The following is a 23988-nucleotide window of genomic DNA, read 5'->3' on the forward strand; positions in this document are numbered from 1 at the left end:
GGGAGGCACTGACAACGCCGGGCCGAGTGCTGCGGCAGACACCGCCACAGGCCGCCGGCCTCGGTGTTCGCCGGTCCTGGGCGGTCCGAGGCCGGGCGGGAGGCGGCGGCGGCGGTTACGAACGGGTGCGGGCGAGCTCCTCGTAGAACGTCAGCAGTTCCAGGTTGTCGACCGAGCCGGGGTTGACCGCCTTGGCGAGGGCCGTGCCCTGGAGCAGGCGCTTGACGGGGACCTCGATGCGCTTGCCGGTCAGGGTGTGCGGGACGCCGGGCACCTCGATGATGTCGTCGGGGACGTGCCGCGGGGAGAGCTGCTCACGGATCGTCCGCGTGATGCGGGCGCGCAGGTCGTCGTCGAGCGTGGCGCCGTCGGCGAGGTGGACGAACAGCGGCATCCAGTAGCCGCCGTCGGGCTCCTCCAGGCCGATGACCAGCGATTCGCGGATCTCCGGGAGGCGTTCGACCGCTTCGTAGATGTCGGCGGACCCCATGCGTACTCCCTGACGGTTCAGGGTGGAGTCGGAGCGACCGTGGATGACGACGGAGCCGCGGTCGGTGATGGTGATCCAGTCACCGTGCCGCCAGACGCCGGGGAACATCTCGAAGTAGCTGTCGCGGTAGCGGCTTCCGTCGGGGTCGTTCCAGAAACGGATGGGCATCGACGGCATGGGGTTGGTGACGACCAGTTCGCCGACCTCGCCGATGACCGGTTTGGCGTGCGGGTCCCAGGACTGGAGGTCGGTGCCGAGGCAGGCGGCCTGGAGCTCGCCGATGTGGACGGGCAGGGTGGGGACGGCGCCCGCGAAGCAGCTGCAGACGTCGGTGCCGCCGCTGACGGAGGCGATCCAGAGGTCATCGGCCACCTCGTCGTGCAGCCAGCGGAAACCGTCCGGCGGGAGCGGGGATCCGGTGGTGGCGACGCAGGCGATGCGGGACAGATCGTGGTCACGGGACGGGTGGACGCCGGCCTTGCGGCAGGCCATGACGTACGCGGCGGAGGTTCCGAAGAAGGTGGCCTCGGTGCGTTCGGCGATGCCCCACTGGGCTCCGGTGCCCGGATAGCCGGGGCTGCCGTCGTACAGGATCACCGTCGTGCCGGTGAGCAGGCCGGAGACGAGGAAGTTCCACATCATCCAGCCGGTGGAGGTGTACCAGAAGAACCGGTCCTCGGGGCCGAGGTCGCAGTGCAGTCCCAGCTGCTTGAGGTGCTCCAGCAGGATGCCGCCCTGGGACTGGACGATCGCCTTGGGCAGGCCGGTGGTGCCGGAGGAGTAGAGCACCCACAGCGGGTGGTCGAAGGGGACCTGCTCGAAGGCGGGCTCGGTGTCGCCGGAGGTGACGGCGGACCAGTCGAGCGCGCCGTCGGGAGCCTCGGTGCCGAGGAGGGGGATGTGGACCACGGCGCGCAGTGTGGGCAGTTCGGCGCGCAGTTCGGCGACGGTCTCCCTGCGGTCGTGCTCCTTGCCGCCGTAGCGGTAGCCGTCGACGGTGAACAGGACGACGGGCTCGACCTGCTGGAAGCGGTCGAGCACGCTGCGGGCGCCGAAGTCGGGGGCGCAGGAGGTCCACACGGCGCCGACGGCGGCGGTGGCGAGCAGCGCCGTGACGGCCTGCGGGATGTTGGGGAGGTAGCCGCTGATCCGGTCCCCGGGGCGCACGCCGAGTGCGCGCAGTTCGGCGGCGAGGGCGCCCACCTGGCGGCGCAGCTCGGCCCAGCTGACCGGAGTCGGCTCATGTGTTTCGTCCACATGGAGCAGAGCCGGATCGTGGGGGCGTTCCTCGGCGGCGCGCAGGGCGTGTTCCGCGTAGTTGAGCGTGGCGCCGGGGAACCACCGGGCGCCGGGCATGGCGGGATCGGCGAGCACGCGCTCGTAGGGGGTGGAGAACCGGACGTCGAACCAGTCGGCGACCGCGCGCCAGAACGTTTCGAGCTCATCGACCGACCAGCGGTGCAGCGCCGCGTATCCGCCCTGCTCCGGGGCTCCGTGGTGCTCGGCCGCCCAGCTCTGGAAGCGGGTGATCCTCGCTGCGGCGATACGGTCGGGGTCCGGCTGCCACAGGGGGGCAGGGTTCGCTGCTGAGGTCATGAGGCGGCTCCCGGCTGGCTCTACGCGGTGTCGGCGTGGTCACGCGCACGTGCGGGGTGTGCGCGTGACGCGGCTGACACGGACGATGCCATGTGATCGTCTTTCGCACCAGGGCTCACCACCCATGGTCGGGCGGGGGGATATGTGGTCCCACCATGGGTGAACGGGAGTTGAACAGACCTCCCGTACGCCCAGCCGGATGGCAGGCTGAGCTGCATGGATGGTCGTGGTCTGGTGCGCTCGGTGCGGAACTTCGGAACGGTGCAGGGGTTGCGCGCGGTGCGCTCGGCCTGGCGGCAGCGGCGTACCGACGCGCGGGAACTGCCGGCGAGGGGTGCGGAGCGCGCCAGGGTGCCCGGTCCGGTGGCCGGTGCGGAGCCGCTGCCGGGAGGCGGGATCGTCCGGTTCGCCCGTTCCGAGCTGCGGATCTGCGTCACCGCGGGCGGTGCCGTCTTCTGGGGATGGGACGGCGCGGAACCGGAGCCGTCGTACGCGTTGGACGGAGCGCCGCCCGAGCCGGATCCGAGGGCCTCGCTGGAGCCCGACAAGGACGGCGGCTGGCGGGTGGTGTCAGAGCGCGTGACCGTCGAGGTGTCCCGGAACGGGGCGGTGGAGATCCGTACCCCCGGTGGTGTGGTCCTGCGCCGCGATCTTCCGCCGCGCTGGTGGGAGCCGGTGCACGGCGGTCCCGCGCGCTGGGTGCAGCGGACCGAAGTGGCCGCGGACGCCCGCTTCTTCGGGCTCGGCGGCAGGGCGTCGGGGCCGCGGCTGCGCGACGGCACCTACCGTCTGTGGAACACCGACCCTCGGGGTTCCTTCGGCCCCGGCGACGACCCGCTTTACATCACCATGCCGGTGCAGCTGGTCGTGGCGGACGCGGGCACGCATCTGGCGTTCCACGACAACTCCTGGGACGGCCGCGTCACGCTGCGCGAGGGCGAGGAGGGCGCGGGGTCCGGGCACGACCGGCCGGGCACCAGCGAGGTGCGGATGGACGGCGGTCCGCTGCGCTGCTGGGTCGCGGTCGGCACCCCCGCCCGCGTGCTGAGCTGCTGGGCCCGCCTCACGGGCGCACCCGCCGTGCCGCCCTCGTGGGCGCTCGGGCCGCAGCACGCCCGCTGGGGCTTCGGCAGTGAGCGGGAGGTGCGACGGATCGTGGCGGGCTACCGGGACCGGGATCTGCCCCTGTCGGCGATCCATCTCGACATCGACCACTACGACGCCCGCCAGGTCTTCACCGTCGACCGCGAGCGTTTCCCCGATCTGCCCGGGCTGGCGAAGGACCTGCGCGAGGACGGCGTGCGGCTCGTCTCGATCGTCGATCCCGCGGTGAAGGCCGAGCCGGGGAACGCGGTGTACGACAGCGGGCTTGCGGCGGATGTGTTCGTCAAGGACCGCGAGGGCGGCGAGGTGCACGGTGTGGTCTGGCCCGGTGACTGCGTTTATCCCGACTTCACCGAGCCGCGGGCCCGGCGCTGGTGGGGCGAGCTGTACGAGGAGCGCCTGGCGCAGGGCTTCTCGGGGGTGTGGCACGACATGAACGAACCGGTCTCCTTCACCCCCTTCGGCGACATGACCCTGCCGCGATCGGCCCGGCACGCGCTCGACGGGCGGGGCGGCGACCACCGGGAAGCCCACAATCTGTACGGGCTCGCCATGGCCCGCGCCGGATACGAGGGGCTCCGGCAGCTGCGCCCGGCGGAGCGGCCGTTCCTCTTCTCTCGCTCCGGCTGGGCGGGCATGCAGAGGTACGGCGGGACCTGGTCCGGCGACGTCTCCACGGGGTGGCCGGGGCTACGGGCCTCGCTCTCGCTGGTGCTGGGACTCGGGCTGTGCGGAGTGCCGTACTCGGGGCCGGACATCGGCGGGTTCGACGGCGCACCGTCGCCCGAGCTGTATCTGCGCTGGTTCCAGCTGGGCGCGTATCTGCCGCTGTTCCGTACGCATGCGGCGATCGACGCCGGGCGCAGGGAGCCGTGGGAATTCGGGCCCGCCGTCCTCGCCCATGCGAAGACGGCGCTGGAGGAACGCGAGCGGCTGCGTCCGTACTTCGTCACGCTCGCGCAGCTGGCACGGCTGACGGGGGCGCCGTATGTGCGGCCCCTGTGGTGGGACTCCCCCGAGGACAGGACGCTGCGCGACTGCGAGGACACCTTCCTGCTCGGCGACGCGCTGCTCGTCGCGCCGGTGCTGGAGCGGGGTGCGGACCGTCGTGCGGTGCGGTTGCCGCGCGGCCGCTGGTACGACACGTCGACCGGCCGGGCGTACGACGGCCCCGGGCAGGTGCTGGTGGAGGCTCCGTTGTCGCGCGTCCCCGTTCTGGCACGGGGCGGCTCGGTGATTCCGGTACGGGGTGCGGACGGCAGTACGGAGCTGGAGGTGTGGGCACCCGCGGTGGGCCGCCGCGGCGGTGGTCTGGTGGTCCCGGACGCCGGCGACGGCTTCGGGGCCACGGAGGTGGAGCGCTACACGACCCGGCTGGTGGACGGCCGGGTGGTCGTGAAGCAGATCAGCGGGGAGGGCTCGGGTCCGCCGAGGTGGCGGGTGCGGGTGAGAGGGCTGGGGGCGAAGGCATAGGGGGCGGTGGGGCAACCGGACGCGCGCCCGCAGGTCGCGTGCGGGCCGGCGACCCGGGCGTTCGGCCCGGCCCGGGTCCGCACGCGGCGACCCGGGCGTTCGGCCGGCGCGGGTCCGCACGCGGCCTTCGCGGCCGCATCGCCCATCGGCCGGACCGGGTCGTACGGATCAGCCGGCAGGGATCAGCCCGAGCACACGATCAGCCGTAGACGCCGTCGAACCAGTTCTTCGCCGCCGCCGTGTGCAGCGGGAAAGCCAGCTCCTCCGGGGTGCGCAGCACATGCCAGCCCTCGGTCTCGTCGGTCGCCTGCGACGGCGGGAGGTCCGCCGTCGCCCGCTCCGGCAGCAGGCCGAACAGCAGCAGATGGCCTGCCGGGGCGCTCATGGCGTCCGCCAGGCGTACCTCGTCGCGGGCCGCGTCGATGCCCGTCTCCTCCTTCAGTTCGCGGACGACCGCGTGTTGCCAGTCCTCACCGAAGTCGATGAATCCGCCGGGCAGCGCGATCCCGCCGCGCCGGGGTTCGACGGTCCGGGTGATGACGACGAGCCCCGTGCCGTCCGCGTCCCGTACCGGGAGCAGCGTGACGGCCACGGGGAGCGGATTGCGGTAGGCGATGTCGCCGCAGGCGGGGCAGGTGCGGGGCCAGCCGGTGGCGGGGCCGTACGGCGCACCGCAGTTGCCACAGTAGGAGTCCTTGGGCACGCGCGGACTGTATCCGATCACCTTTCCCACGCGGGCCGGAACTGATAGACGGTGTGCCCATGACACGACGCGCTTCCGCTCTCCGCACCCTGCTCGCGACCGGTGCCGCCCTCGTCTCCCTCGCCGCCGCCACCGCTCCGGCCGCACAGGCCGACCCGGAGCCCACGGCCCCGAAGGAGTTCGTGGCCCTGCGGTCGGTGGACCCGACGATCATTCAGGAGATGCGTTACACCACCGCGCACAACTTCGTGGGCGAGCGGATCGACGGCTATCGGCAGCCGTTGTGCATCCTCACGCGGCCGGCCGCGAAGGCCCTGCGCCAGGCGCAGCGGCAACTCCTGCGCCAGGGCTATTCGCTGAAGGTGTACGACTGTTACCGGCCCCAGCGGGCGGTCGACCACTTCGTGGAGTGGGCGAAGGATCTGGACGACGAGGCGATGAAAAAGGAGTTCTATCCCCACGTCGACAAGTCGAGGCTGTTCGAGGACGGCTATATCGCGGAGAAGTCCGGGCACAGTCGCGGCTCTACGGTCGATCTCACCGTCGTGAAGCTCCCGGCACGCCCCACCAGGCCGTATGTCCCGGGCGAGCCCCTCGTCCCCTGCTATGCCCCGGCGTCCGTGCGGTTCCCGGACAATTCCGTGGACATGGGGACCGGGTACGACTGCTTCGACACGCTGTCGCACACCGAGGACCCGCGCATTCAGGGCAAGCAGCGGGCGAACCGGCAGCTGCTGAAGTCGACGTTGACCGGTCTCGGCTTTGTGAACCTGGCCGAGGAATGGTGGCACTTCACCTACAAGCCCGAACTCTTCCCGGACACGTATTTCGACTTCCCCGTCGCCCGGAGGTCGGTCGCCGGTCACTGAGCCGTGCTCACCCGGCCGGGCACGGAAGCCGTCCGGGCACTGGAGCCGTCAGGAGGCCGTCCGGGCGCGGGCGGCGTGCGAAACGGACCGGCCGGGACCACCCCCGTAGGCTCCGGCCGGTCCGTTCACTGCTATCCGACGCACGAGAGCCGTTTCCGGTTCTCCTCCCAGGGATTACGGTGCGGACATGGCAGAGCAGACCTTTGACTCGTACGAGGAATTCTGGCCCTACTACGTCGCGATGCACTCCAGGGCGGCGACCCGGTGGGTGCATCTGACCGGGACGCTGACCGGGCTGGCGGTGACCGCCTACGGGCTCGCCCGCGGGCGGAAGCGATATGCGGCGGCGCTGCCGCTGATCGGCTACGGCACGGCCTGGCCGGCCCACTTCTTCATCGAGAAGAACAACCCGGCCACCTTCGGGCATCCCGCCTGGTCGCTGCGCGGCGACGTCCAGATGATCAGGATGATGCTGGCGGGCCGGGACGCGGAGCTGGCCGAGATCGCCGGCAAGTGGCTCGCCGAGAACCGCTAGGCCGTGGCACACTTCTGACGTTCCGTCAGATTGCCGTGCCGGGGAGGACCCTTGACGCGCACGCCCGTGGTCGCCGGATGGTTCACGCACGACAGCGGTGAGGAGGACTTCCGGCTGCTCGGCACCCGGTGCACGGCCTGCTCGTCGGTCTTCTTCCCCCGCGAGGACACCTTCTGCCGCAACCCCGCCTGCTCGGGCGGGGAGTTGGCGGAGGTGCCGCTCTCCAAGCGGGGGCGGGTGTGGTCGTACACCGACGGCCGCTACCGGCCGCCCGCGCCGTACGTCTCCGATCCCGGGACGCAGTGGGAGCCCTACACCCTCGTCGCCGTCGAACTCGCCGCCGAGCGCATGGTCATGCTCGGACAGGCCGTGCCGGGGGTCACCGTCGCGGATCTCGCGGTCGGCATGGAGGTCGAGGTCGTGCCCGGTGTCCTCGATGAGGGCGCGGGGACGGACACCGTTCTCACGACGTGGCACTGGCGGCCCGTGGCGGTGTCGTCATGACCGGCGATGTGGCGGTCCTCGGGGCGGGAATGCATCCCTGGGGCAAGTGGGGACGCAGCTTCGTGCAGTACGGGACGGTGGCCGCGAGAGCCGCCCTCGCCGACGCGGGTGTCGCCTGGCCGCAGATCCGGTCGGTGGTCGGCGCGAACAGCGTGCGCTGCGGCTATCCCGGCTATGTGGCGGGGGCGACATTCGCGCAGGCCCTGGGCTGGCAGGGGGCCCGTGTGACGAGTGTGTACGCCGCCTGCGCCTCCGGAGCGCAGGCCGTCGACGCGGCTCGTACGCAGATCCTCGCTGGTATGGCCGACGTCGTGCTGGTGGTCGGCGCGGACTCGGCCCCCAAGGGCTTCTTCGCACCCGCCGGCGGTGATCGCCCCGACGACCCGGACTGGCTGCGTTTCCGGGTGCTCGGTGCGACCAACCCGGCCTACTTCGGGCTCTACGCCCGCCGGCGCATGGCCGTACACGGCGACACCTCCGAGGACTTCGCCCTGGTCAAGGTCAAGAACGCCGCGGCGGGAGCCCTCAACCCCAACGCCCGCTACCGCACGCCCGTTTCGGCCGAGGAAGTGGCCGCCTCCCCCGTGGTCGCCGACCCGCTCCGGCTGCTCGACATCTGCGCGACGTCGGACGGCGCGGCCGCGCTGGTCCTGTCGAGCATGGACTTCGCGCGCCGGCACGGGGCGGCGGACCCCGTTCGTATCCGCGCGGTCTCCACGGTCACCCCGACCTATCCGAGGACCGTGCTCGATCTGCCCGACATCGCGACCGACTCGGCCGTGGCGGTGGAGCCGTCGCCGCACTCGTTCCGGGCGTCCATTGCCGCGGCGGCGTACGACGAGGCGGGCATCGGGCCGGAGGACCTGTCGCTGGCGGAGGTGTACGACCTCTCCACGGCCCTGGAGCTGGAGTGGTACGAGGACATCGGGCTGTGCGGCGCCGGTGAAGGCGCCAAGCTCGTACGGGAGGGGGTGACGGCGCTCGGCGGACGCGTCCCGGTCAACGTCAGCGGCGGGCTCGCGTCCTTCGGCGAGGCGGTGCCCGCCCAGGCCATCGCCCAGATCTGTGAGCTGACCTGGCAGTTGCGGGGCACGGCCGGGCAGCGCCAGGTGCCCGGGGCGCGTACCGGAATCACCGCGAACCAGGGGCTGTTCGGGCACGGGTCGGCGGTCGTCGCCGTCCGCTGAGGCGCTGTACGAATCCCGGAGAGGCGTCGATTTCCGCTCCGGGACCCGCCCTTGCTGTCCACCACCTTGACGCCCCTACACGGTCGGTGAACACTGCCTGTTCGTCGGCATCGCCGCATTTCGGCACGCTCACCACGCTCGTCACGGACGCCGGGCGGGGGCGAGATCTCCCTGCCTCCGGCTCCCCCAGCCATGGAAGTCCATGGCACGCACCCTGCACGGAGGACCGGGGCCGGGCCCCGGGCGAGGGCCTAGGAGCCGCCATGAGCAATGGGGACATTTTCCTCGGTGAGGTCATCGGCACCGCGATACTCATCCTGTTCGGCGCGGGAGTCTGCGCCGCCGTCACCCTCCACCACTCCAAGGCCAAGGCCGCCGGCTGGATCGTCATCGCCTTCGGCTGGGGTTTCGGAGTGCTGGCGGGTGCGTACACCGCCGCTCCCCTGTCGGGCGGCCACCTCAACCCCGCGGTGACCCTCGGCGTGGCCGTCGACACCGGGGAGTGGGGCAAGGTTCCGCTCTACATCCTGGCGCAGATGGTCGGCGCGGTCCTCGGAGCCGTACTGGCCTACCTCGTCTACTTCGCACAGTTCCGGGCCAACGCCGAGGAGGACAAGGCCCAGCCGACGCTCGGGATCTTCTCGACCGGCCCCGAGGTCCGCAGCCCGGTCGCCAACACCATGACCGAGGTCATCGCGACCGTCGCGCTGGTGCTGCCGATCCTCGCCTTCGGCAAGAACGACGGCATCGGCATCGGCCAGATCCCCGGGCAGGACGCGGGCATTTACGGCTCCGGCATCTCGATCCTGCTGGTGTCCCTGCTGGTCGTCGGCATCGGTCTCTCGCTCGGCGGGCCGACCGGTTACGCCATCAACCCCGCGCGCGACCTGGGCCCCCGGCTGACCCACGCCGTTCTGCCGATCCCCAACAAAGGCTCGTCCGACTGGGGTTACGCGTGGGTGCCGGTGGTCGGGCCGGTGATCGGCGGGCTGTTGGCCGGCCTCATCTTCAACGCAGCCTTCTAGGCCTCCGGGCCGCATCGACAAGGGGACGTCATGACGGACAGGTTCGTCGCCGCAATCGACCAGGGCACCACGTCCAGCCGCTGCATCATCTTCAACCAGGACGGTGCCATCGTCGCCGTCGACCAGCGCGAACACCGTCAGATCTTCCCCAAGCCGGGCTGGGTGGAGCACGACGCGACCGAGATCTGGTCCAAGGTGCAGGCGGTGGTCGCGGGTGCCATCGCCAAGGCCGGGCTGCGGGCCGACCAGCTCAGCGCTCTCGGCATCACCAATCAGCGCGAGACGACGGTCCTGTGGGACCGCGCGACCGGCAAGCCGGTGCACAACGCGATCGTGTGGCAGGACACCCGCACGTCCGCCCTGTGCCACGAACTGGGCGGCACGGACGGTCAGGACCGCTTCCGGGACGCGACCGGGCTGCCGCTCGCCAGCTACTTCTCCGGCCCCAAGGCCGCCTGGCTGCTGGACAACGTGCCCGGTCTGCGCAGCCGCGCCGAGCGCGGTGAGATCGCCTTCGGCACCATCGACTCCTGGCTGATCTGGAACCTCACCGGTGGTACGGAGGGCGGCGTTCACGCCACGGACGTGACCAACGCGTCCCGCACCATGCTGATGAACCTCCAGACCCTCCAGTGGGACAGTTCGATCCTCGCGGCCATGAATGTGCCCGAGTCCGTCCTTCCGGAGATCCGGTCGTCCTCGGAGGTCTACGGGACGGCCGTCGGCCAGCTGGCCGGGGTGCCGGTCGCCTCCGCACTCGGCGACCAGCAGGCCGCGATCTTCGGCCAGGCCTGCTACGACACGGGAACGGCCAAGAACACGTACGGCACCGGCAGCTTCCTGCTGCTGAACACCGGCAACCGCCCCGTGCCGTCCAAGAGCGGGCTCATCACCACCCTGGGCTACAAGATCGGTGACGAGAACCCGGTGTACTGCCTGGAGGGCTCGATCGCGATCACCGGCGCGCTGGTGCAGTGGTTCCGCGACCAACTGGGCATCATCCGCAGCGCCGACGAGATCGAGACGCTGGCGGCGAGTGTGGACGACAACGGCGGCGCCTACATCGTGCCCGCCTTCTCCGGCCTCTTCGCCCCGTACTGGCGCTCCGACGCCCGTGGTGTGATCACCGGTCTGACGCGGTATGTCACCAAGGCACACCTGGCGCGCGCCGTCCTGGAGGCGACCAGCTGGCAGACGCGTGAGGTCGTGGACGCGATGTACCAGGACTCCGGGGTGCAGATCACGACCCTGAAGGTGGACGGCGGTATGACGGCGAACAATCTGCTGATGCAGCATCAGGCGGACGTCCTGGGCGTGCCGGTGATCCGGCCGAAGGTGTCCGAGACGACATGCCTGGGCGCCGCCTACGCGGCCGGTCTCGCCACCGGTGTCTGGGCGGACCTCGACGAGCTGAAGACCCACTGGCAGCGCGATGTGGAGTGGACGCCGCGGATGGAGGCCCCGGTCCGCGAACGCGAGTACGCGAACTGGCGCAAGGCGGTGGAGCGGAGCTTCGGCTGGGAGGACGACGGCGGCCGGTCCTGAGGCCCCGCCCCGGCTGCCGCGGGCCGCTCAGCGGCCGTGCACAAGCCCACGGCCCGTACCCCAGTCGGTGGGGGTACGGGCCGTGCTTCTCCCCGCGGGGCGTGCTGCTGCCGCTGCGCAGATCAGGTCGTGGCGTGCTCGCGCTGCCGGTCGACGCGGGCCAGTGCGTGTTCCACCACCGCCACGAGCACCATCTTGACCGACTCGCGGTCGCGGGCGTCGCACATCATCAGGGGCACCTCGGGGTCGAGGTCGAGTGCGGCCCGTACGGTCTCGCCGGGGAAACGGCCCGCGCCCTCGAAGCAGTTGACGCCCACCGTGAAGGGGATGCCACGGCGTTCGAAGTAGTCGATGGCCGCGAAGGAGTCCTCCAGCCTGCGGGTGTCGGCGAGCACGACGGCGCCGAGAGCGCCCTGGGCCAGCTCGTCCCACAGGAACCAGAAACGGTCCTGACCCGGCGTACCGAAGAGGTACAGCACCAGGTCCTCGCGGAGCGTGATGCGGCCGAAGTCCATGGCGACCGTGGTGGTCGTCTTGGACTCGACGCCCGCGGTGTCGTCCACGGGCCGGCCCGCCTCGCTCAGCGTCTCCTCGGTGCGCAGCGGTCTGATCTCGCTGACCGCACCCACCAGAGTCGTCTTGCCGACGCCGAATCCGCCGGCGACGAGGATCTTGAGTGTCACCGGCTCGACGGGAGGCTCCCGGCGGCTAGAGCGCCCGAAGACCATTGATCACCTCGCGGAGAATACTCACGTCCGGCAGTTCGGCCGGCGGAACGGGACGGGTCACATGCACGAGGGCGTCCTCGACGAGGTCGCCGACCAGCACCCGGACCACCCCGACGGGGAGATCCAGGGTGGCGGCGAGCTCGGCGATCGATTGCGGCATGTCGCCGCAGCGCTCGACGATCTCGACATGTTCCGGGGACAGGGACTGGTCCTGGCCGGGGTGGTCCGCCGCCGGCTCGGGGACGACCAGGGCGATCAGGTCGAGCCGGTGACGGGTCGCACTGCTGGTGCGGCCCCGCGTCATGGCGTACGGGCGGACCACGGGGCCCGCTTCGGCGTCGAAGTAGTGGTGAGGGTGCTGGGCGTTATGAGTCGAGTCACTCATGCCGGACACTCACCCTCCGGCGGCCGGACCGGACCGTGGCGCGGTGGCGAGGTGCACTCCGACCCGCTTGACCATCAGGGTCATCTCGTACGCCACGAGGCCGACGTCGGAGTCGGCGTCGGCGAGGACGGCCAGACAGCTGCCGTCACCAGCGGCGGTGACGAAGAGGAAGGCCTCGTCCAGTTCCACCACGGTCTGGCGGACCTTGCCGGCGTCGAAGTGGCGTCCGACTCCCTTGGCGAGGCTGTGGAATCCGGAGGCGACGGCGGCCAGATGCTCGCTGTCCTCCCGGGTCAGCTCCCCCGAAGTGCCGGTCGCCAGACCGTCGCTGGAGAGCACAAGTGCCTTGCGGATACTGCCGACGCGGTCCACCAGCTCGTCGAGAAGCCAGTTGAGCTCGCCGGATCCCTTGGCGACCGGGCGGCCGCCCACGGCGTCTGCTGCGGTGTGCGGTGCGGTCATCGACCGTCCCCCTCCGATGTGTTTCGTGGTGCCGGCCGGCCGGTACCGGTGGTCTGCCCGGCTTCGTCGGCCTCGTCTGCGTTCTGGAGGCGGCCGCGTTGCCAGCCTCGTTGCATGGAAGCCATGCGGTTGCGTACTTGTTCCGCGTCCCGTTCGACATCATCGCGCACGTCCGGTGCCGGGCTCTGCCCCGTACCCTCCCTGAGCTGGGGGGCGAGGCTCGCCTGGCGGACCCGGCGCGGCAGGCCGTCGATCAGTCCGGGGTCCGGCGGCCCGTCCTGCGGCGGGGGCGACGACCACGGTCCGGGGGATGCCGGACGGAGCTCGTGGGCGGGCGGGTGTGCGGGCTCGGTCCGCGCCGGCTCGGGGGCCGGGGCGGGGTGCGAGCGGCCCGGTTCGTCGACCCGGCGACCGTGGTCGGTGACCAGCGTCGGCGGTTTGCGGCGGGGAAGCGACACGGGTCCCACCGTCCGTTCCGGCGCCGGCTCCAGCGCCTGTTGGTGCTGTTCCTCGGGGACCGGACGCCGGCGGCCACGGGACCTCGCCCGGAAGATGCCGCCGCGCTCGCTCTCGGAGTCGCCGAGGTCGGCGAGGGCGCCGGAGTCCCGTTCCACGGGGCGGGCGTCGAAGCCCAACGGGTCGACGGGGCCTTCCAGTTCGACGGGGCCGTCGAGCAGTGCCGAGCCGTTCGCCCGGCCCGGACCGGAGAGCGCCGACAGTTTTCCGTCGCTGCCGCGCCGGCCCGCCGCGCTCTCGCTCTTGCGGTCGAGCCGGAAACCGGTGCCCTGCGTCTCGGGGGCGTCCGTGAGCAGCGCCGCCGGGATGAAGACGATGGCGGTCGTCCCGCCGTACGGCGACGGCTGGAGGGAGACCCGCACGTTCTGGCGCTGGGCGAGCCGGCTGACGACGAACAGGCCGAGGCGGTCGGTGTCGGAGAGCTCGAACTCGGGGGTCTCGGCGAGCCGGAGGTTGGCGTCGAGGAGGACCTCGGGAGCCATGCCGAGCCCGCGGTCGTGGATTTCGAGGGTGAAGCCGTTGGCGACGCGCTCGCCGTGCACCTGGACGCCGGTGTGCGGCGGCGAGAACACCGTGGCGTTCTCCAGGAGTTCGGCGATGAGGTGGGTGAGGTCGGCGACCGCGGGGCCGCCGACGCCGATGCGGGGCAGCCGGCGCACCTCGATGCGCTCGTAGTCCTCGACCTCGGCGACCGCCGCACGGACGACGTCCATGAGCTGGATGGGCTTGCGCCACTGCCGGGAGGGCGCGGCGCCGGAGAGGATCACCAGACCCTCGGCGTGCCGGCGCATACGGGTCGTGAGGTGGTCCAGGCGGAACAGGTCCGCGAGTTCCTCGGTGTCCTCCGTGCGGCGCTCCATGGTGTCGAGGAGCGTGAGCTGGCGGTGCAGGAGCACCTGGTTGCGGCGGGCGAGGTTGACGAACACCTCGGAGACGCCGCGCCGCATGTCCGCCTGGCGTACGGCTGCCTCGACGGCCGCGCGCTGGAGGGTGTTGAGCGCCTGGCCGGCCTGGCCGATCTCGTCCTTGTCGTATTCGAGGCGCGGGGCCTCGGTCTCGACGTCGACGTGTTCGCCGGCCGCCAGCCTGCGCATGACGCTCGGCAGCCGGACGCCGGAGACCTCATGGGCCTCCTTGCGCAGCCGGGACAGGTCACGGACGAGGTCGCGGCCGATGCGCACGGAGACGATCACCGAGACCAGCAGGGCGAGGAAGCCCAGAACGCCGGCGATGCCCGCGCGGACGAAGACGCTGTACGCGGCCGGGTCGACGCGGTCCTGGTAGCGGGCGCCGGCGGCATCGGCCTCGCGCGCGAGTTCGTCGAGTACGGGGGTGGCAGCCGACTGCCAGTCGGCGGCCTCGGCGGCGCTCGCCTTCTTCAGCGGTCCGCCGGCGATGAGGCGTTCCTCGGCGTCGCGCAGGGCCGCGGTCTCCGGGCTGCGCCAGTACTGCTCGTAGATCCCGCGTTCCTGCGCGGGCAGGACCTCGAGGTTGATGTCGTAGTAGAGCTCGCGGTTGGCCACGAAGACGGAGAGCTTGCGGATCTCGTCGGCGCTGACCTTGCCCGTCGTCAGGGCGGAGGCGATGAGCGCGTCCTCACGGGACAGCATCTCCATCGCGCGGACGAGGCCGACCAGGGCGCGGCCCTGACGTTCCATGCCGACGTCGTTGAGGGCGTGCAGGGTGGTCAGGAAGCGGAAGCCGGGGTCGACAATGCGGTTGTAGAACTCCAGCGCCTGGGCGCGCGAGACGGTGCCCGCCTCCACGGAGCGGCGCAGGGCCGCGAGGCCGTCGAGCCCCTCCAGCAGGGAAGAGAGCCTGGTGCGGCCGTCGGGCCGCATGTCCTCGCGGACTTCCTTCTTCTCCGCGTTCTCCTTGATCGTGGCCACGGCCGCGTCGGTGGCCGCGCGCCTCTCGCGGAGGTTGGGCAGCGCGTCGGAGGCACGGCGGTCCGCCAGATAGACGAGGGTCTGACGGCGTTCCTTCTGGATGACCTCGAGTGCGTCCTCGACCGGGTGACCGACCTGTTCCACCACCGAGCCGACATCGAGAAGCTGGTCCGCCTCCCGGCCGGTCAGTACGGTGGCGAAGCCCCACAGAGCCGTCAGGGAGACGAGCGGCACCATCAACAACGCCACGATCTTCCGGCGGATGGACTTCCCGCGAAAGCGCATGGCCTCCCCCTGCTCAACCCCGCCCACGGCAGGCGGTGTTATCCGTCAACAAACGGCGCGAGCCTACTACTGTCACACAGACAACTCGAAGGTGCGTCCGGACGATTTTCAGCCTGCCCACGATGCGTTGATCACGGGTTGTCCTGGTATTCAAGGAGATGACATTCCCCGCGTGTCCCGCCCCACCTGGCGGCACGTCATTTTTCGGACCGTGGGAGATGGCTGGAATTCTTCGCTCTGCGGGAATCATTCCGCCTGGTCAATCGTCCTTCTGTACGGGGGTTGCGGGGGCGCGTCCGCATCGGCGGACCGTGGATTCGGTTCAGCGCCGGGCCGTTCGCGGCCGGCACCGGTTGTTCATCTCCGTCCGCGCGCGCGACGTGCGGCTACGTCCGTGTACGACGCGGCGCCGGAGTAAAGCAACGGAATCCGGGCAGCCACCCTGAAGCCGGACAGAAGTGGGGAGTGACAGTTCCATGGACACGGACGAGCGTCGCGGAGCGGTACGAGCGACGGGCCATGCGCAGGATTCACCGCAGCTCTGGGTCGAGGAGCCGGTGGCAAGACGGCGTATGGCGGATCCGGTTCGCACGGCGGCGGTCCGCGCGGTACTCATAACGTCCCTGACATTGATTCAGGCGATGATCGCCTTCCTGTGCACCCTTGCCGGTTCATGGCTGGCATTTCCGATGGTGCTCAGCTCCGTCGCCAGCACCGTGGTGGCGACCTGGGCGGTGCTGGACGTGTGGGTGACCCGTCAGGTGTGGAACCAGCGCCATGGTGTGATCTCCGCGCCGAGCAGCAGCGCGCGGCAACTACGACGGGAGCGCCGTCGGGTGCGGCGGGCGGCCAAGGCGTCGTCCCGCGAGAGTGCGCGTATACGGCGGCAGAGCCGGGGCCGGCTGTCCCAGGCCTGAACAGCCGGGCCCCTGCGCGGTGTCGGGACCACCCGCCCTCAGCGGGCGGCCTCAGCCGCGGCGGGCGCGGCGTTCGCGCCGGAGTGCTCCGGTGAGGCGGGGTTTCCGGGCGGGGCAGAGGCCTCGGGTTCCTGCTCCACCGCGGCGCGCTTGTACATCCTGGTCGCGGTGATCTCACCGTGGACGCTCTCGCCGGACGGGTCGTGCTGGGGCAGGCCGGGCCGCAGGTGCTCCTCGACGCTGATGTACTTCAGCCCCGCCCGCAGATCCGCGTCGTTGCGCAGCCGGATGACGAGCGGGAACTCCGCGAGTGCCGTGGTGTCGAACAGGCCCGTCGTATAGAGCAGCTGAACACCGAGCGCGTTCGACACGGCCCGCTGGAGCTCCAGCAGATAGGTGGCGTTCGCCCGGCCGATCGGGTTGTCGAGGAACAGGGTGCCCGCGTGGCGGTGCCGGTCGCGGCCGCGGTCGTTGCTGCGCAGCGCGGCCATCGTGCAGTAGAGCGCGATGGCGGCCGTGAGCAACTGGCCGCCCGAGAACACATCGCCCATCTGACCGACCGGTACCCGCTCGGCGCGCAGCACGGCGTCCGGCTTGAGGATCTCCACGGCGACGCCCTTGGGCTCCAGCGCCGCCTGCACTCCGCGCAGCAGCAGCGACATGCCGTCCCTGCGCCCCTCGCCGTAGGCGGCCGAGGAGTTCTTGCGCACGGCCGCGCGGGTCGCCTCGTCGATGACCTCTCCGAGCCGCTCGGCCAGCGTCGCCTGGTCCGGCTCCTCGAAGCGGATCCGCAGGAACTCCTGGCCGGACCATTCGCCGAGGCCCTCCGGCAGCCGGGAGAGCCGCTGGGCCGAGCGCAGCGTCGTCAGCGCCGACTCCACCAGGCCCCGCAGCCGGTCGACGATGGTGTCGCGGTTGCGCTCCAACTGCTCCAGTTCGTCGGTCAGTACGCGCAGGCGCGGCGCGAACGCCTCGGCCCACTTCGCCGCGTGCTCCGGCAGCGCGGAGGCCGGCAGCTCCCGGATCTGCTGCCGCGCGGGGGTGCGCACCTGCTCGTAGCGCGTGGAGTTGGCGTGCCGGACGAGGACGTCGCTCGCCTCCCGTACGGAGGTCTCGGCGGCGGACAGATCGGCGGCGCACGAACGCAGGGAGCGGCGTGCCTCGGCGGCCGACTGGCGGGCCTCCGCCAGGCTGCCCGGGTACGGCTCGGGGGTCTCCTGGCCCTCCTCGTCGTGCTGCTCACGCAACAGGTCGCGCAGCAGGGCCGCGGCCTCCTCGAAGCCTCCCCTGGCGTCCTCGGACGCCCGGTGGGCCTGGAGCAGGCTCGCGTGAGCGTCGCGGGCCGTCTCCAACGCGTCCGTGCGCGAGGCGAGTTCGGCGGTCGCGGTACGCAGCAGGGTCTGTGCCTGTTCGGCGTCGGCCGGGACGAGCTCGTCGGGGAGCTCGGTGTGGGCGTCGCCGTCGGCGGGAGCCAGTCGTTCCGCCTCGCCGCGCAGCCGGCCCAGTTTCTCGCTGGCCTCCGTCGCCCGTGACTCCAGCATCTGCACCAGCGACTCGGCGCGGGCGGCCGCGGCTTGACGGGACGGCCCGTCGGCGCCGTCCGTGCCCTCCAGAAGCTGGGCGGCGCGGGTGCGGACCTTGTTGGTGAGCCGGTCGAGCTCGGCGAGGGCGGCGCTCTCGTCGCTCTCGGCCCGGGCCTGCTCGGCGCGGAGGTCGGCGCCGACGCCGACCTTCTCGTACAGCTGGGAGGCCGCGCGGTAGGCCTCACGCAGGGCGGGGAGCGCGGCACGGGCGGCGTCCTCGTCCGGCTCCGGCAGATTCTCGGGTGCGCCCGCGATCTCGGCGCGTTCGGCACGCAGAGCGCGGGCCGTACGGCGGGCGTCGTCGCCGGCCCGCTGGGCGGCCCTGCGGTCCTCGTCCGCGGCCTTCGCGCGCTCCAGGCAGGTGGCGGCCCTGGCCTCGGACTCGGCGGCCTCGTCGGCCAGTTCGCGCAGTTTCACCTGCCAGCCGGCCCGCTCCCGCAGCCGGAACGCGAGGCCGGCGAGGGCGTCGGCGACCCGGCGGGCGCGCTGGGCGGTCTCCTGGCGGTCGTCACGGACGCGCGCGGCGTCGGCCGCCGCCTCGTCCGCCTCGGCGCGGACGGTCCGCGCCTCCGTCAGTTCGGCCTGCGCCTCTTCCGCGGTCTCGCGGGCCGCGTGTGCGGCCTGCGCCAGCTCGGCGAGCATGCCCGGCGGGCAGTCCGCGCGCCACGATCCGATGCGGGCGGCGAGGGACCGGTCCGCGGCGAGCCGGGCGGCCAGCGCCCGGATCTCCTCGTCCCGGGCAGCGGCCCGTGCGCGCAGCGCCTGCCGCTCCTCGTCGGCCGCGTGTTCGTCGTGCATCGCGGGGTTCGGCGGTACGAGGAAGACACCGCTGCCGTCGTCCTGACCGGTACCGGGGCCGGGCACCGGTGCGAGCAGCGCGGCCGCCGTGCCGACGGCGACCGCGGAACGGGGCAGCAGCGCGGCCCCGGTGAGGACCTCACGGGCGCGGGCGTGCGACGCGGGATCGGTGATCACCACACCGTCGACGAGCTCGGGCCGCGCGGCGAGGACGGCGGCGTGGTCGGCGGGGTCGACGGCCTGCGCGAGGTAGCGCCAGCCGGGCAGAGCCGGAACGCCGTGCTCTCCCAGGTACTCGACGGTGGCGAGGACGTCGGGGCCGGGCGGCAGCAGGCCTCCGTCGCCGAGCGCCCCGAGGATCCGGCTGTCGTCGGCCGCGACGGTCCGCAGGTCGAAGAGCTGGCGTTCGGCGGAGGAGACGTACTGGTCGAGCAGCTCGTGGAGCTCGTCGGCGTACCGGTCCAACTCCTCGGTGGTGAGGGGGCCTTCGGCGGGACGGGCGGTCCGTGCGACGGAGCCGGCGGGACCTTGCGCGGGCGTCTCGGCGGTGCCCGGTTCCGGCGTGGTGTCGGCACCCGCGGTGTCGCCACCGACGCTGTGTGCTGACGTACCCGCGTGGTCGACCGGGCCGTCCTCATCGGGACCCGGACCCGCTCCGTACGGCTCGGTCGGCGCGTGCGCTCCTCCGTGCCCGGCCTCCGCGCCGGCCGTGCCGCGGCGGGGCGAGGGCACCGTCGCGCCCGAGGCCGGGGCCTGTGTCATCGGGGGCAGACTGAGGAGTTCCGCGAGGCGGTCGTCCTCCGCGATGGCGTCCGCCGCGCGGCGCTCGGCCTCGTAAGCGTTCTCCGCGGCCTGGGCCGCGTCCGACGCCCGGGCCGCCGCCAGTTCGGCGCGGGACTCCGCCGCGGCCGCCTCCCGCGCGCGGTCCGCCGTGGCGCGTCCCGCCTCGCGGGCCGTGTCCCATCCCGCGACGGCCGCCTTCTCCGCGTCGCTCGCCGCCAGCGCGGCGCGCGCCGGGTCTGCGTCCGGGGCCGTGTCGTCGAGCCAGCCCGCGCGTACCGCCTCGACCGTTTCCTGCTCGACCTCACTCAGCCGCTGCCGGAGGTGGCCGATCTCGCTGCGTGCGCGCTGCGCCTCGGTCGCGGCGGCCGTCGCGTCGCGGTGGGCGGCCTCGCCCGCCTCCTGGAGTGCGGCCGACCGCTCCTCCTCCTCGTTGGCGACCCGCTCGCCGGCCTCCGCCGCGGAGTGCAGCGCCCGCACGAGGTCGGCGGCGGCCTTGGCGCGGGCGGCGAGCGCGGGGGCGGCGTCGCGTTCGGCCTCGCGGATGGCGACGGCGACACGGGCCGAGCGGTCGGAGGCGGCGCGGTGCCGCAGCACCGCCTCCGCCGCCTGCCACGCGGAGTGCAGCGTGCGGGCGTCCATCAGCTCGCGCCGCTGGGCTGCCGCGCCCTTCTCCGCGACGGTCAGCGCCAAGGACGCGTGCCGGTAGGCCAGTTCGGCCGCGATCAGGGAGCTGCGGCTACGGGCCTGCTCCGCGTCGGTGACCGTGTGCGCGGCGGCCGTGACCTGCTCGGTCAGCTCCGCGGTGCGGCCGCGCTCCAGCTCGGCCCGTGCGGAGAGCCGGCGGGCGAGGGTACGCGTGCGGCGCTCGGCTCCGGTGTGGATCTCGCGGGCTCGTGTACGCGCCTCGGCCGCCTCCACGATCCGGCCGAGCAGGTCGGCCGATCCGGCGGTGAAGTCGCGCTCGGCGGTCAGCTCGGCCCGGCGGCCGAGTTTGTTGCCGAAGCTGCTGACGAGGTCGGCGAGGCCGTCCGTGTCACGGGTGTCGGTGACGGCCCGCAGCAGCAGGTCCGTGAAGTCGGAGTCCTTCTTGACCGCGAAGAGGCCCGCCGCCTCGCCCTCGTCGGCGTTCATCTCCCGCTGGTAGCGGAACAGTTCGGGATCGAGGCCCACCTCGCCGAGGTGCTCGTTCCAGCGGTCGTGGATCTCCTCCCAGTAGACGTCCAGGTGCGGGTACACCTTCGCCGCCTCGGTGATCGCGTCCCGGAAGCCCTTCATGGTGCGGCGGCGGCCCTGTGCGCCGGAGACACCTTCGACCGGCGGGCGTACCACCGAGGACTCGGCGACGGGCAGGGAGTCGAGGCTGAGCCCCGGGCCGGGCCGGAAGGAGTACCAGGCCTCGGCGAACTTCCGCGGGTCGTTGGAGACCTGGCGTCCCCGCCACTCGCTCACCTTGCCGACCACGATCAGCTCGCCCGTGAGGGTGTGCTGCCACTCCAGCGCGACATGCCCGCAGTCGTCGGCGAGCAGGAACTTGCGCAGGACTCCGGAGCTCGCGCCGCCGAGCGTGTTGCGGTGACCGGGCAGCATCACGGAGAAGATCAGCTTCAGCAGGACGGACTTGCCGCCGCCGTTCTCCAGGAAGAGCACGCCGGCGGGGGCCGGACGGCGGGGCGGGCCGGCCGGCTCCTCCTCGAAGAACTCGGCCTGCGTCGGCGCGGGATGGGGCACCGGCGCGCCGACCCCGCGCAGATCCAGCACGGTGTCGGCGTAGCGCGCTCCGGCGGGCCCGATGGAGTAGAGGCGAACGCGGGACAGCTCGTACATGGCGGACTCTCGTGGTCGGCAGGCGGATGGGCGGGGCGGGTGGCGGGGGCCCGGGTGAGGGCCGACGGGTCAGGTGTGGAAGGGGAGTCCGGCGTCGGCCGCCAGCTCCAGACCGTCCGCGTCGGGCGGTGGTACGAGGGTGGCGGTGCCGTCGCTCACCGGTACGACGCCCAGTTCGAGCAGTTCGGCCATGGCCGAACTGCCCGCCATGTCGCGGACCTGCAATTGGTACCGGGCGGTGGTGCGATAGGCGCCGCCGGCGTCGTCGCCCGTGCGCTGGAGGAAGCCGGAGTCGGTGAGGAAGGCGACGGCCTTGCCGACGATGCCGGTGGTGGACCCGGCGAGCCGTCGCGCGTCCTTGGTGGCGCCGGTGGCGCTGCGGCGGGCGTAGACGCGCCAGGCGGCCTCGAGACCCGGCTCGTCGGTGGCCGGGTCGGTGTTCTCGCCCTCGGCGTCGGCGCGCTCCTCGAGACGGCTGCACGCCTGGCGTACGAAGGCGTCGACGCCGTTGACGGTGATCCGGCCGATGTATCCGTCGTCGGCGAGGTCCTCGGGCCGCGGGAACGCCATGGCGGCGACGGCGAGATGGGCCAGACCGTGCAGGAAGCGGTCCGCAGAGTCGGCGGTGGCGCGGCGGGCGTAGTCGCCCATCCGGACGGCGAACACGGAGTCCTCGCCGGCCGTGACCGCCATACCGGCGCGCGGGGAGACTTCGAGGACGATCAGGCCGAGGCCCGTGGCGACGGCGTCCGCGAGGCGGGCGAACGCGGCTTCCTCGCGGTAGCGGCGCAGCAGTTCGGCGTACTCGGCGTCGCGCGCGGGCAGCAGCTTGGGCTGGAGTCCGAACGAGACGAGGCGCGCCGCGTCGGCGGCGTCGGCGGGTGTGACCGTGGCCTGCGCGGCCGGGACGGGCGTCTCGTGGGCGTCCGCCTCCCGCCATGCGTGCTGCTCGGCCTGGTTGTCGGTCACGGGTGCTCCTGCGCAGTCGTGGTGGTGGTCGCGGGCCGGGATGCGGACGCCGCAGCGGATCCGCGGCGCCGGCCCGCGGTTGGCGTCTCCCGTCCATGGGGACCCCGGGCGCCGGACACGGCCGGAGAGGAACCCCGCGCCGCCTCGGACGCGGTCGCAGAGGCCGGAGCGAGGGTCCTCACGCCGCCTCCGTCCGGTCCGCCGTCATACCTGCCGCGTCCAGCAGTGCCGTCCCCACTATCAGGTCCGCGCCGCCGAACTCGGGGTCGTCCAGCTCGGTGCCGTCGTCGACCGCGAACAGCAGCCGCTCCTCACCCTGGCGGTAGGCGGTGCCGACCGGAGGGCTCGCCGCGTGAATGGCCAGTAGCGCGACCAGGTAGGGCAGTTCGGGATCGCGTCGGCGCGCCTCGGCGAGCAGGCCGGACAGTCGGCGCGGTGCGTCGTGCTCCAGGTCGAGCAGCTCCATCGCGCTCGCCAGCTGTTCCTCGCTGAAGCGGCTGTCGTCCGGGGTCGCGATCAGATCGGGCTCGGGCATCTCCGCGCCGAGGTGCTCGCGTTCCAGGGGCGGCGTCAGCAGCATCTCGACGAGGTCGCCGACGCGTACGGAGGACGGGGTGCGCAGTCCGGTGCCGCGGGCGAAGAAGGCGTCCGTGACCCGGATCGCCGACCGCAGCGGCAGCGGCAGCACCGGGGTGACGAGCTGTCCGTAGAGATCGAGTCCGGTGCGCGCGGTGGGACGGGCGAACGCCTGCCGGTCCTGCTCGGCACGGAACAGGGGCCCGGCCTCCAGGAGTCGCGACTGCAACTGGGTGTGGCGGCGGATGCAGTCCTTGACGATGTCGACGAGTTCGGCGGCGCGGCGCTTGTGCTCCGGGTCCTCGGCCTCGTCGCGTGCCTTGCGGATGTTGGTGAGGATCGCGTTCTCGTGGCGGTACCGGTCGGCGACGTGGTCCAGCGCTTCGGCGATCATGTCGGGCACCGCGTTCAGCCAGTCGACCGCGCGGACGTTGCGACGGGTTGCGTCCAGCGTCCGGCGGAGGGTCTCGGCGTACTGCACGGTGCGGTACCGCGCCTGCTCGGCGGCGAGCTGGGCGTCGGCGAGCCTGCCCCGGCTGATGAGGACTTCGAGCTTGACCTCCGCCGCGATCTGCGCGCTGGTGACGTCGGTGTCGAGCGCGCCGACCAGGACGTTGACCGCTTCGTCGGTGGTACGGAGGTAGACGCTGCCACCGTGGCCCGGGACTTCCTCGATGAGTTTGAAGTCGTAGTCGCGGCGGGTGTAGACGCCGTCGGTGCCGAAGGTGCCGTAGACCGCGCGGAAACCGCGGTCCACGCTGCCCACGTTGATCAGGTTCTCCAGCACCCAGCGCGCGACGCGCTCGTGCTCGGCTACGGGTCGCTGCGGTGCCTGGGCGCCGATGCGCGGCAGCAGCCTGGCGACGATCTGGTCGTGGTCGGCGCCGGTGTCGAAGTCCATGTTGAGCGTGACGAGGTCGATGGCGGACAGCGCCACCTCAGCCATCGCGTAGACCGTGTACTCCCCCGTGAGGTTCGCCTTGCGGGCGTCCAGGTCGTGCAGCGGGGCGGTGCACGCGAGCGCGCGGAGCCGCCGCGCGAGCCCTTCGTCGGCGGCCGGGCCCTGTGCGGGCCGCGGCCCCGCGCTGAGCTGGGGCGGAACGAATTCCGTCGAGGCAGGCGAAGTCACGCTGCACAGATTAGGTCCTCGCACCGACAACGGTCGAAACGACGCAGAAGCGACCGCGGCACCGGGCCGCGGTCCGGTCCGGGTGCGGGTCCGCGTCACCCGGCCCCGCACCC

The 23988-nt window shown here is 72.3% G+C and carries 17 protein-coding genes; 8 read left to right on the forward strand and 9 right to left on the reverse strand.

Annotated features, from left to right (window positions below):
- Nucleotides 1-115: 115 nt before the first annotated feature.
- A complete protein-coding gene (locus tag OHA05_RS05275) occupies nucleotides 116-2086 on the reverse strand; it encodes an acetoacetate--CoA ligase (protein ID WP_328859946.1) in 1971 nt (656 codons plus the stop codon).
- A 216-nt stretch (nucleotides 2087-2302) separates the two neighbouring features.
- Here OHA05_RS05275 and OHA05_RS05280 point away from each other — a divergent pair, with 216 nt between their 5' ends.
- On the forward strand, nucleotides 2303-4663 hold the full coding sequence (locus OHA05_RS05280) for a glycoside hydrolase family 31 protein (protein ID WP_328859947.1): 2361 nt from the start codon (nucleotides 2303-2305) through the stop codon (nucleotides 4661-4663).
- Between the two features lie 199 nt (nucleotides 4664-4862).
- Here the strand turns inward: OHA05_RS05280 and OHA05_RS05285 are convergent, their stop codons facing one another.
- Complete coding sequence (locus OHA05_RS05285) at nucleotides 4863-5366, reverse strand: NUDIX domain-containing protein (protein WP_313947562.1); 504 nt, start codon at nucleotides 5364-5366, stop codon at nucleotides 4863-4865.
- 59 nt (nucleotides 5367-5425) lie between these two features.
- Here OHA05_RS05285 and OHA05_RS05290 point away from each other — a divergent pair, with 59 nt between their 5' ends.
- From OHA05_RS05290 to glpK, 6 genes are all read left to right on the forward strand, one after another.
- Nucleotides 5426-6235: a M15 family metallopeptidase gene (locus tag OHA05_RS05290; RefSeq protein ID WP_328859948.1), complete on the forward strand. Its 810-nt coding sequence runs from the start codon at nucleotides 5426-5428 to the stop codon at nucleotides 6233-6235.
- Between the two features lie 187 nt (nucleotides 6236-6422).
- The gene (locus OHA05_RS05295; protein ID WP_327685292.1) at nucleotides 6423-6770 is read left to right on the forward strand and encodes a DUF962 domain-containing protein; all 348 of its coding nucleotides are present in this window, start codon (nucleotides 6423-6425) and stop codon (nucleotides 6768-6770) included.
- A gap of 66 nt (nucleotides 6771-6836) precedes the next feature.
- On the forward strand, nucleotides 6837-7274 hold the full coding sequence (locus tag OHA05_RS05300) for a Zn-ribbon domain-containing OB-fold protein (protein ID WP_328863336.1): 438 nt from the start codon (nucleotides 6837-6839) through the stop codon (nucleotides 7272-7274).
- Nucleotides 7271-8461, forward strand: coding sequence for a lipid-transfer protein (locus tag OHA05_RS05305; RefSeq protein ID WP_328859949.1), 1191 nt, complete (start codon nucleotides 7271-7273; stop codon nucleotides 8459-8461). The genes OHA05_RS05300 and OHA05_RS05305 overlap by 4 nt, the downstream gene beginning before the upstream one ends.
- A gap of 263 nt (nucleotides 8462-8724) precedes the next feature.
- Entirely contained in the window at nucleotides 8725-9486 is a 762-nt protein-coding gene (locus OHA05_RS05310) for an MIP/aquaporin family protein (protein ID WP_313947559.1), read from the forward strand.
- Nucleotides 9487-9516: 30 nt separating this feature from the next.
- Nucleotides 9517-11031, forward strand: a complete 1515-nt coding sequence (gene glpK, locus OHA05_RS05315; RefSeq protein ID WP_328859950.1) for a glycerol kinase GlpK — start codon at nucleotides 9517-9519, stop codon at nucleotides 11029-11031.
- 122 nt (nucleotides 11032-11153) lie between these two features.
- On the opposite strand, the gene OHA05_RS05320 is transcribed toward glpK, so the two are convergent.
- The 4 genes from OHA05_RS05320 to OHA05_RS05335 are packed head-to-tail and all read right to left on the reverse strand — an operon-like array spanning nucleotide 11154 to nucleotide 15296.
- On the reverse strand, nucleotides 11154-11759 hold the full coding sequence (locus tag OHA05_RS05320) for a GTP-binding protein (protein WP_313947557.1): 606 nt from the start codon (nucleotides 11757-11759) through the stop codon (nucleotides 11154-11156).
- Nucleotides 11740-12144, reverse strand: a complete 405-nt coding sequence (locus OHA05_RS05325) for a DUF742 domain-containing protein (RefSeq protein ID WP_313947556.1) — start codon at nucleotides 12142-12144, stop codon at nucleotides 11740-11742. Before OHA05_RS05325 ends, OHA05_RS05320 begins: the two co-directional genes overlap by 20 nt.
- A 9-nt stretch (nucleotides 12145-12153) precedes the next feature.
- On the reverse strand, nucleotides 12154-12606 hold the full coding sequence (locus OHA05_RS05330) for a roadblock/LC7 domain-containing protein (protein ID WP_313947555.1): 453 nt from the start codon (nucleotides 12604-12606) through the stop codon (nucleotides 12154-12156).
- On the reverse strand, nucleotides 12603-15296 hold the full coding sequence (locus OHA05_RS05335; protein WP_328859951.1) for a sensor histidine kinase: 2694 nt from the start codon (nucleotides 15294-15296) through the stop codon (nucleotides 12603-12605). Before OHA05_RS05335 ends, OHA05_RS05330 begins: the two co-directional genes overlap by 4 nt.
- A gap of 476 nt (nucleotides 15297-15772) precedes the next feature.
- Between OHA05_RS05335 and OHA05_RS05340 the strand changes: the two genes are divergently transcribed.
- On the forward strand, nucleotides 15773-16213 hold the full coding sequence (locus OHA05_RS05340; protein WP_327685286.1) for a hypothetical protein: 441 nt from the start codon (nucleotides 15773-15775) through the stop codon (nucleotides 16211-16213).
- Between the two features lie 38 nt (nucleotides 16214-16251).
- Here OHA05_RS05340 and OHA05_RS05345 read toward each other — a convergent pair whose 3' ends face one another.
- The 3 genes from OHA05_RS05345 to OHA05_RS05355 form a co-directional block, all read right to left on the reverse strand.
- The gene (locus OHA05_RS05345; protein ID WP_328859952.1) at nucleotides 16252-21201 is read right to left on the reverse strand and encodes a hypothetical protein; all 4950 of its coding nucleotides are present in this window, start codon (nucleotides 21199-21201) and stop codon (nucleotides 16252-16254) included.
- A gap of 69 nt (nucleotides 21202-21270) precedes the next feature.
- Entirely contained in the window at nucleotides 21271-22170 is a 900-nt protein-coding gene (locus OHA05_RS05350) for a hypothetical protein (RefSeq protein ID WP_328859953.1), read from the reverse strand.
- Nucleotides 22171-22348: 178 nt separating this feature from the next.
- Nucleotides 22349-23875, reverse strand: coding sequence for a hypothetical protein (locus OHA05_RS05355; protein ID WP_328859954.1), 1527 nt, complete (start codon nucleotides 23873-23875; stop codon nucleotides 22349-22351).
- Nucleotides 23876-23988 lie beyond the last annotated feature (113 nt).

The sequence above is a fragment of the Streptomyces sp. NBC_00306 genome, assembly GCF_036169555.1.
In the GTDB taxonomy this organism is placed as follows: domain Bacteria; phylum Actinomycetota; class Actinomycetes; order Streptomycetales; family Streptomycetaceae; genus Streptomyces; species Streptomyces achmelvichensis.

What these genes read in the sequence shown, in the direction of transcription:
- OHA05_RS05330 (WP_313947555.1), bottom strand. Translation starts at nt 12,606, where the DNA reads ATGACCGCACCGCACACCGCAGCAGACGCCGTGGGCGGCCGCCCGGTC.
- OHA05_RS05280 (WP_328859947.1), top strand. Translation starts at nt 2,303, where the DNA reads ATGGATGGTCGTGGTCTGGTGCGCTCGGTGCGGAACTTCGGAACGGTG.
- glpK (WP_328859950.1), top strand. Translation starts at nt 9,517, where the DNA reads ATGACGGACAGGTTCGTCGCCGCAATCGACCAGGGCACCACGTCCAGC.
- OHA05_RS05290 (WP_328859948.1), top strand. Translation starts at nt 5,426, where the DNA reads ATGACACGACGCGCTTCCGCTCTCCGCACCCTGCTCGCGACCGGTGCC.
- OHA05_RS05305 (WP_328859949.1), top strand. Translation starts at nt 7,271, where the DNA reads ATGACCGGCGATGTGGCGGTCCTCGGGGCGGGAATGCATCCCTGGGGC.
- OHA05_RS05335 (WP_328859951.1), bottom strand. Translation starts at nt 15,296, where the DNA reads ATGCGCTTTCGCGGGAAGTCCATCCGCCGGAAGATCGTGGCGTTGTTG.
- OHA05_RS05345 (WP_328859952.1), bottom strand. Translation starts at nt 21,201, where the DNA reads ATGTACGAGCTGTCCCGCGTTCGCCTCTACTCCATCGGGCCCGCCGGA.
- OHA05_RS05325 (WP_313947556.1), bottom strand. Translation starts at nt 12,144, where the DNA reads ATGAGTGACTCGACTCATAACGCCCAGCACCCTCACCACTACTTCGAC.
- OHA05_RS05320 (WP_313947557.1), bottom strand. Translation starts at nt 11,759, where the DNA reads ATGGTCTTCGGGCGCTCTAGCCGCCGGGAGCCTCCCGTCGAGCCGGTG.
- OHA05_RS05295 (WP_327685292.1), top strand. Translation starts at nt 6,423, where the DNA reads ATGGCAGAGCAGACCTTTGACTCGTACGAGGAATTCTGGCCCTACTAC.
- OHA05_RS05310 (WP_313947559.1), top strand. Translation starts at nt 8,725, where the DNA reads ATGAGCAATGGGGACATTTTCCTCGGTGAGGTCATCGGCACCGCGATA.
- OHA05_RS05275 (WP_328859946.1), bottom strand. Translation starts at nt 2,086, where the DNA reads ATGACCTCAGCAGCGAACCCTGCCCCCCTGTGGCAGCCGGACCCCGAC.
- OHA05_RS05340 (WP_327685286.1), top strand. Translation starts at nt 15,773, where the DNA reads ATGGACACGGACGAGCGTCGCGGAGCGGTACGAGCGACGGGCCATGCG.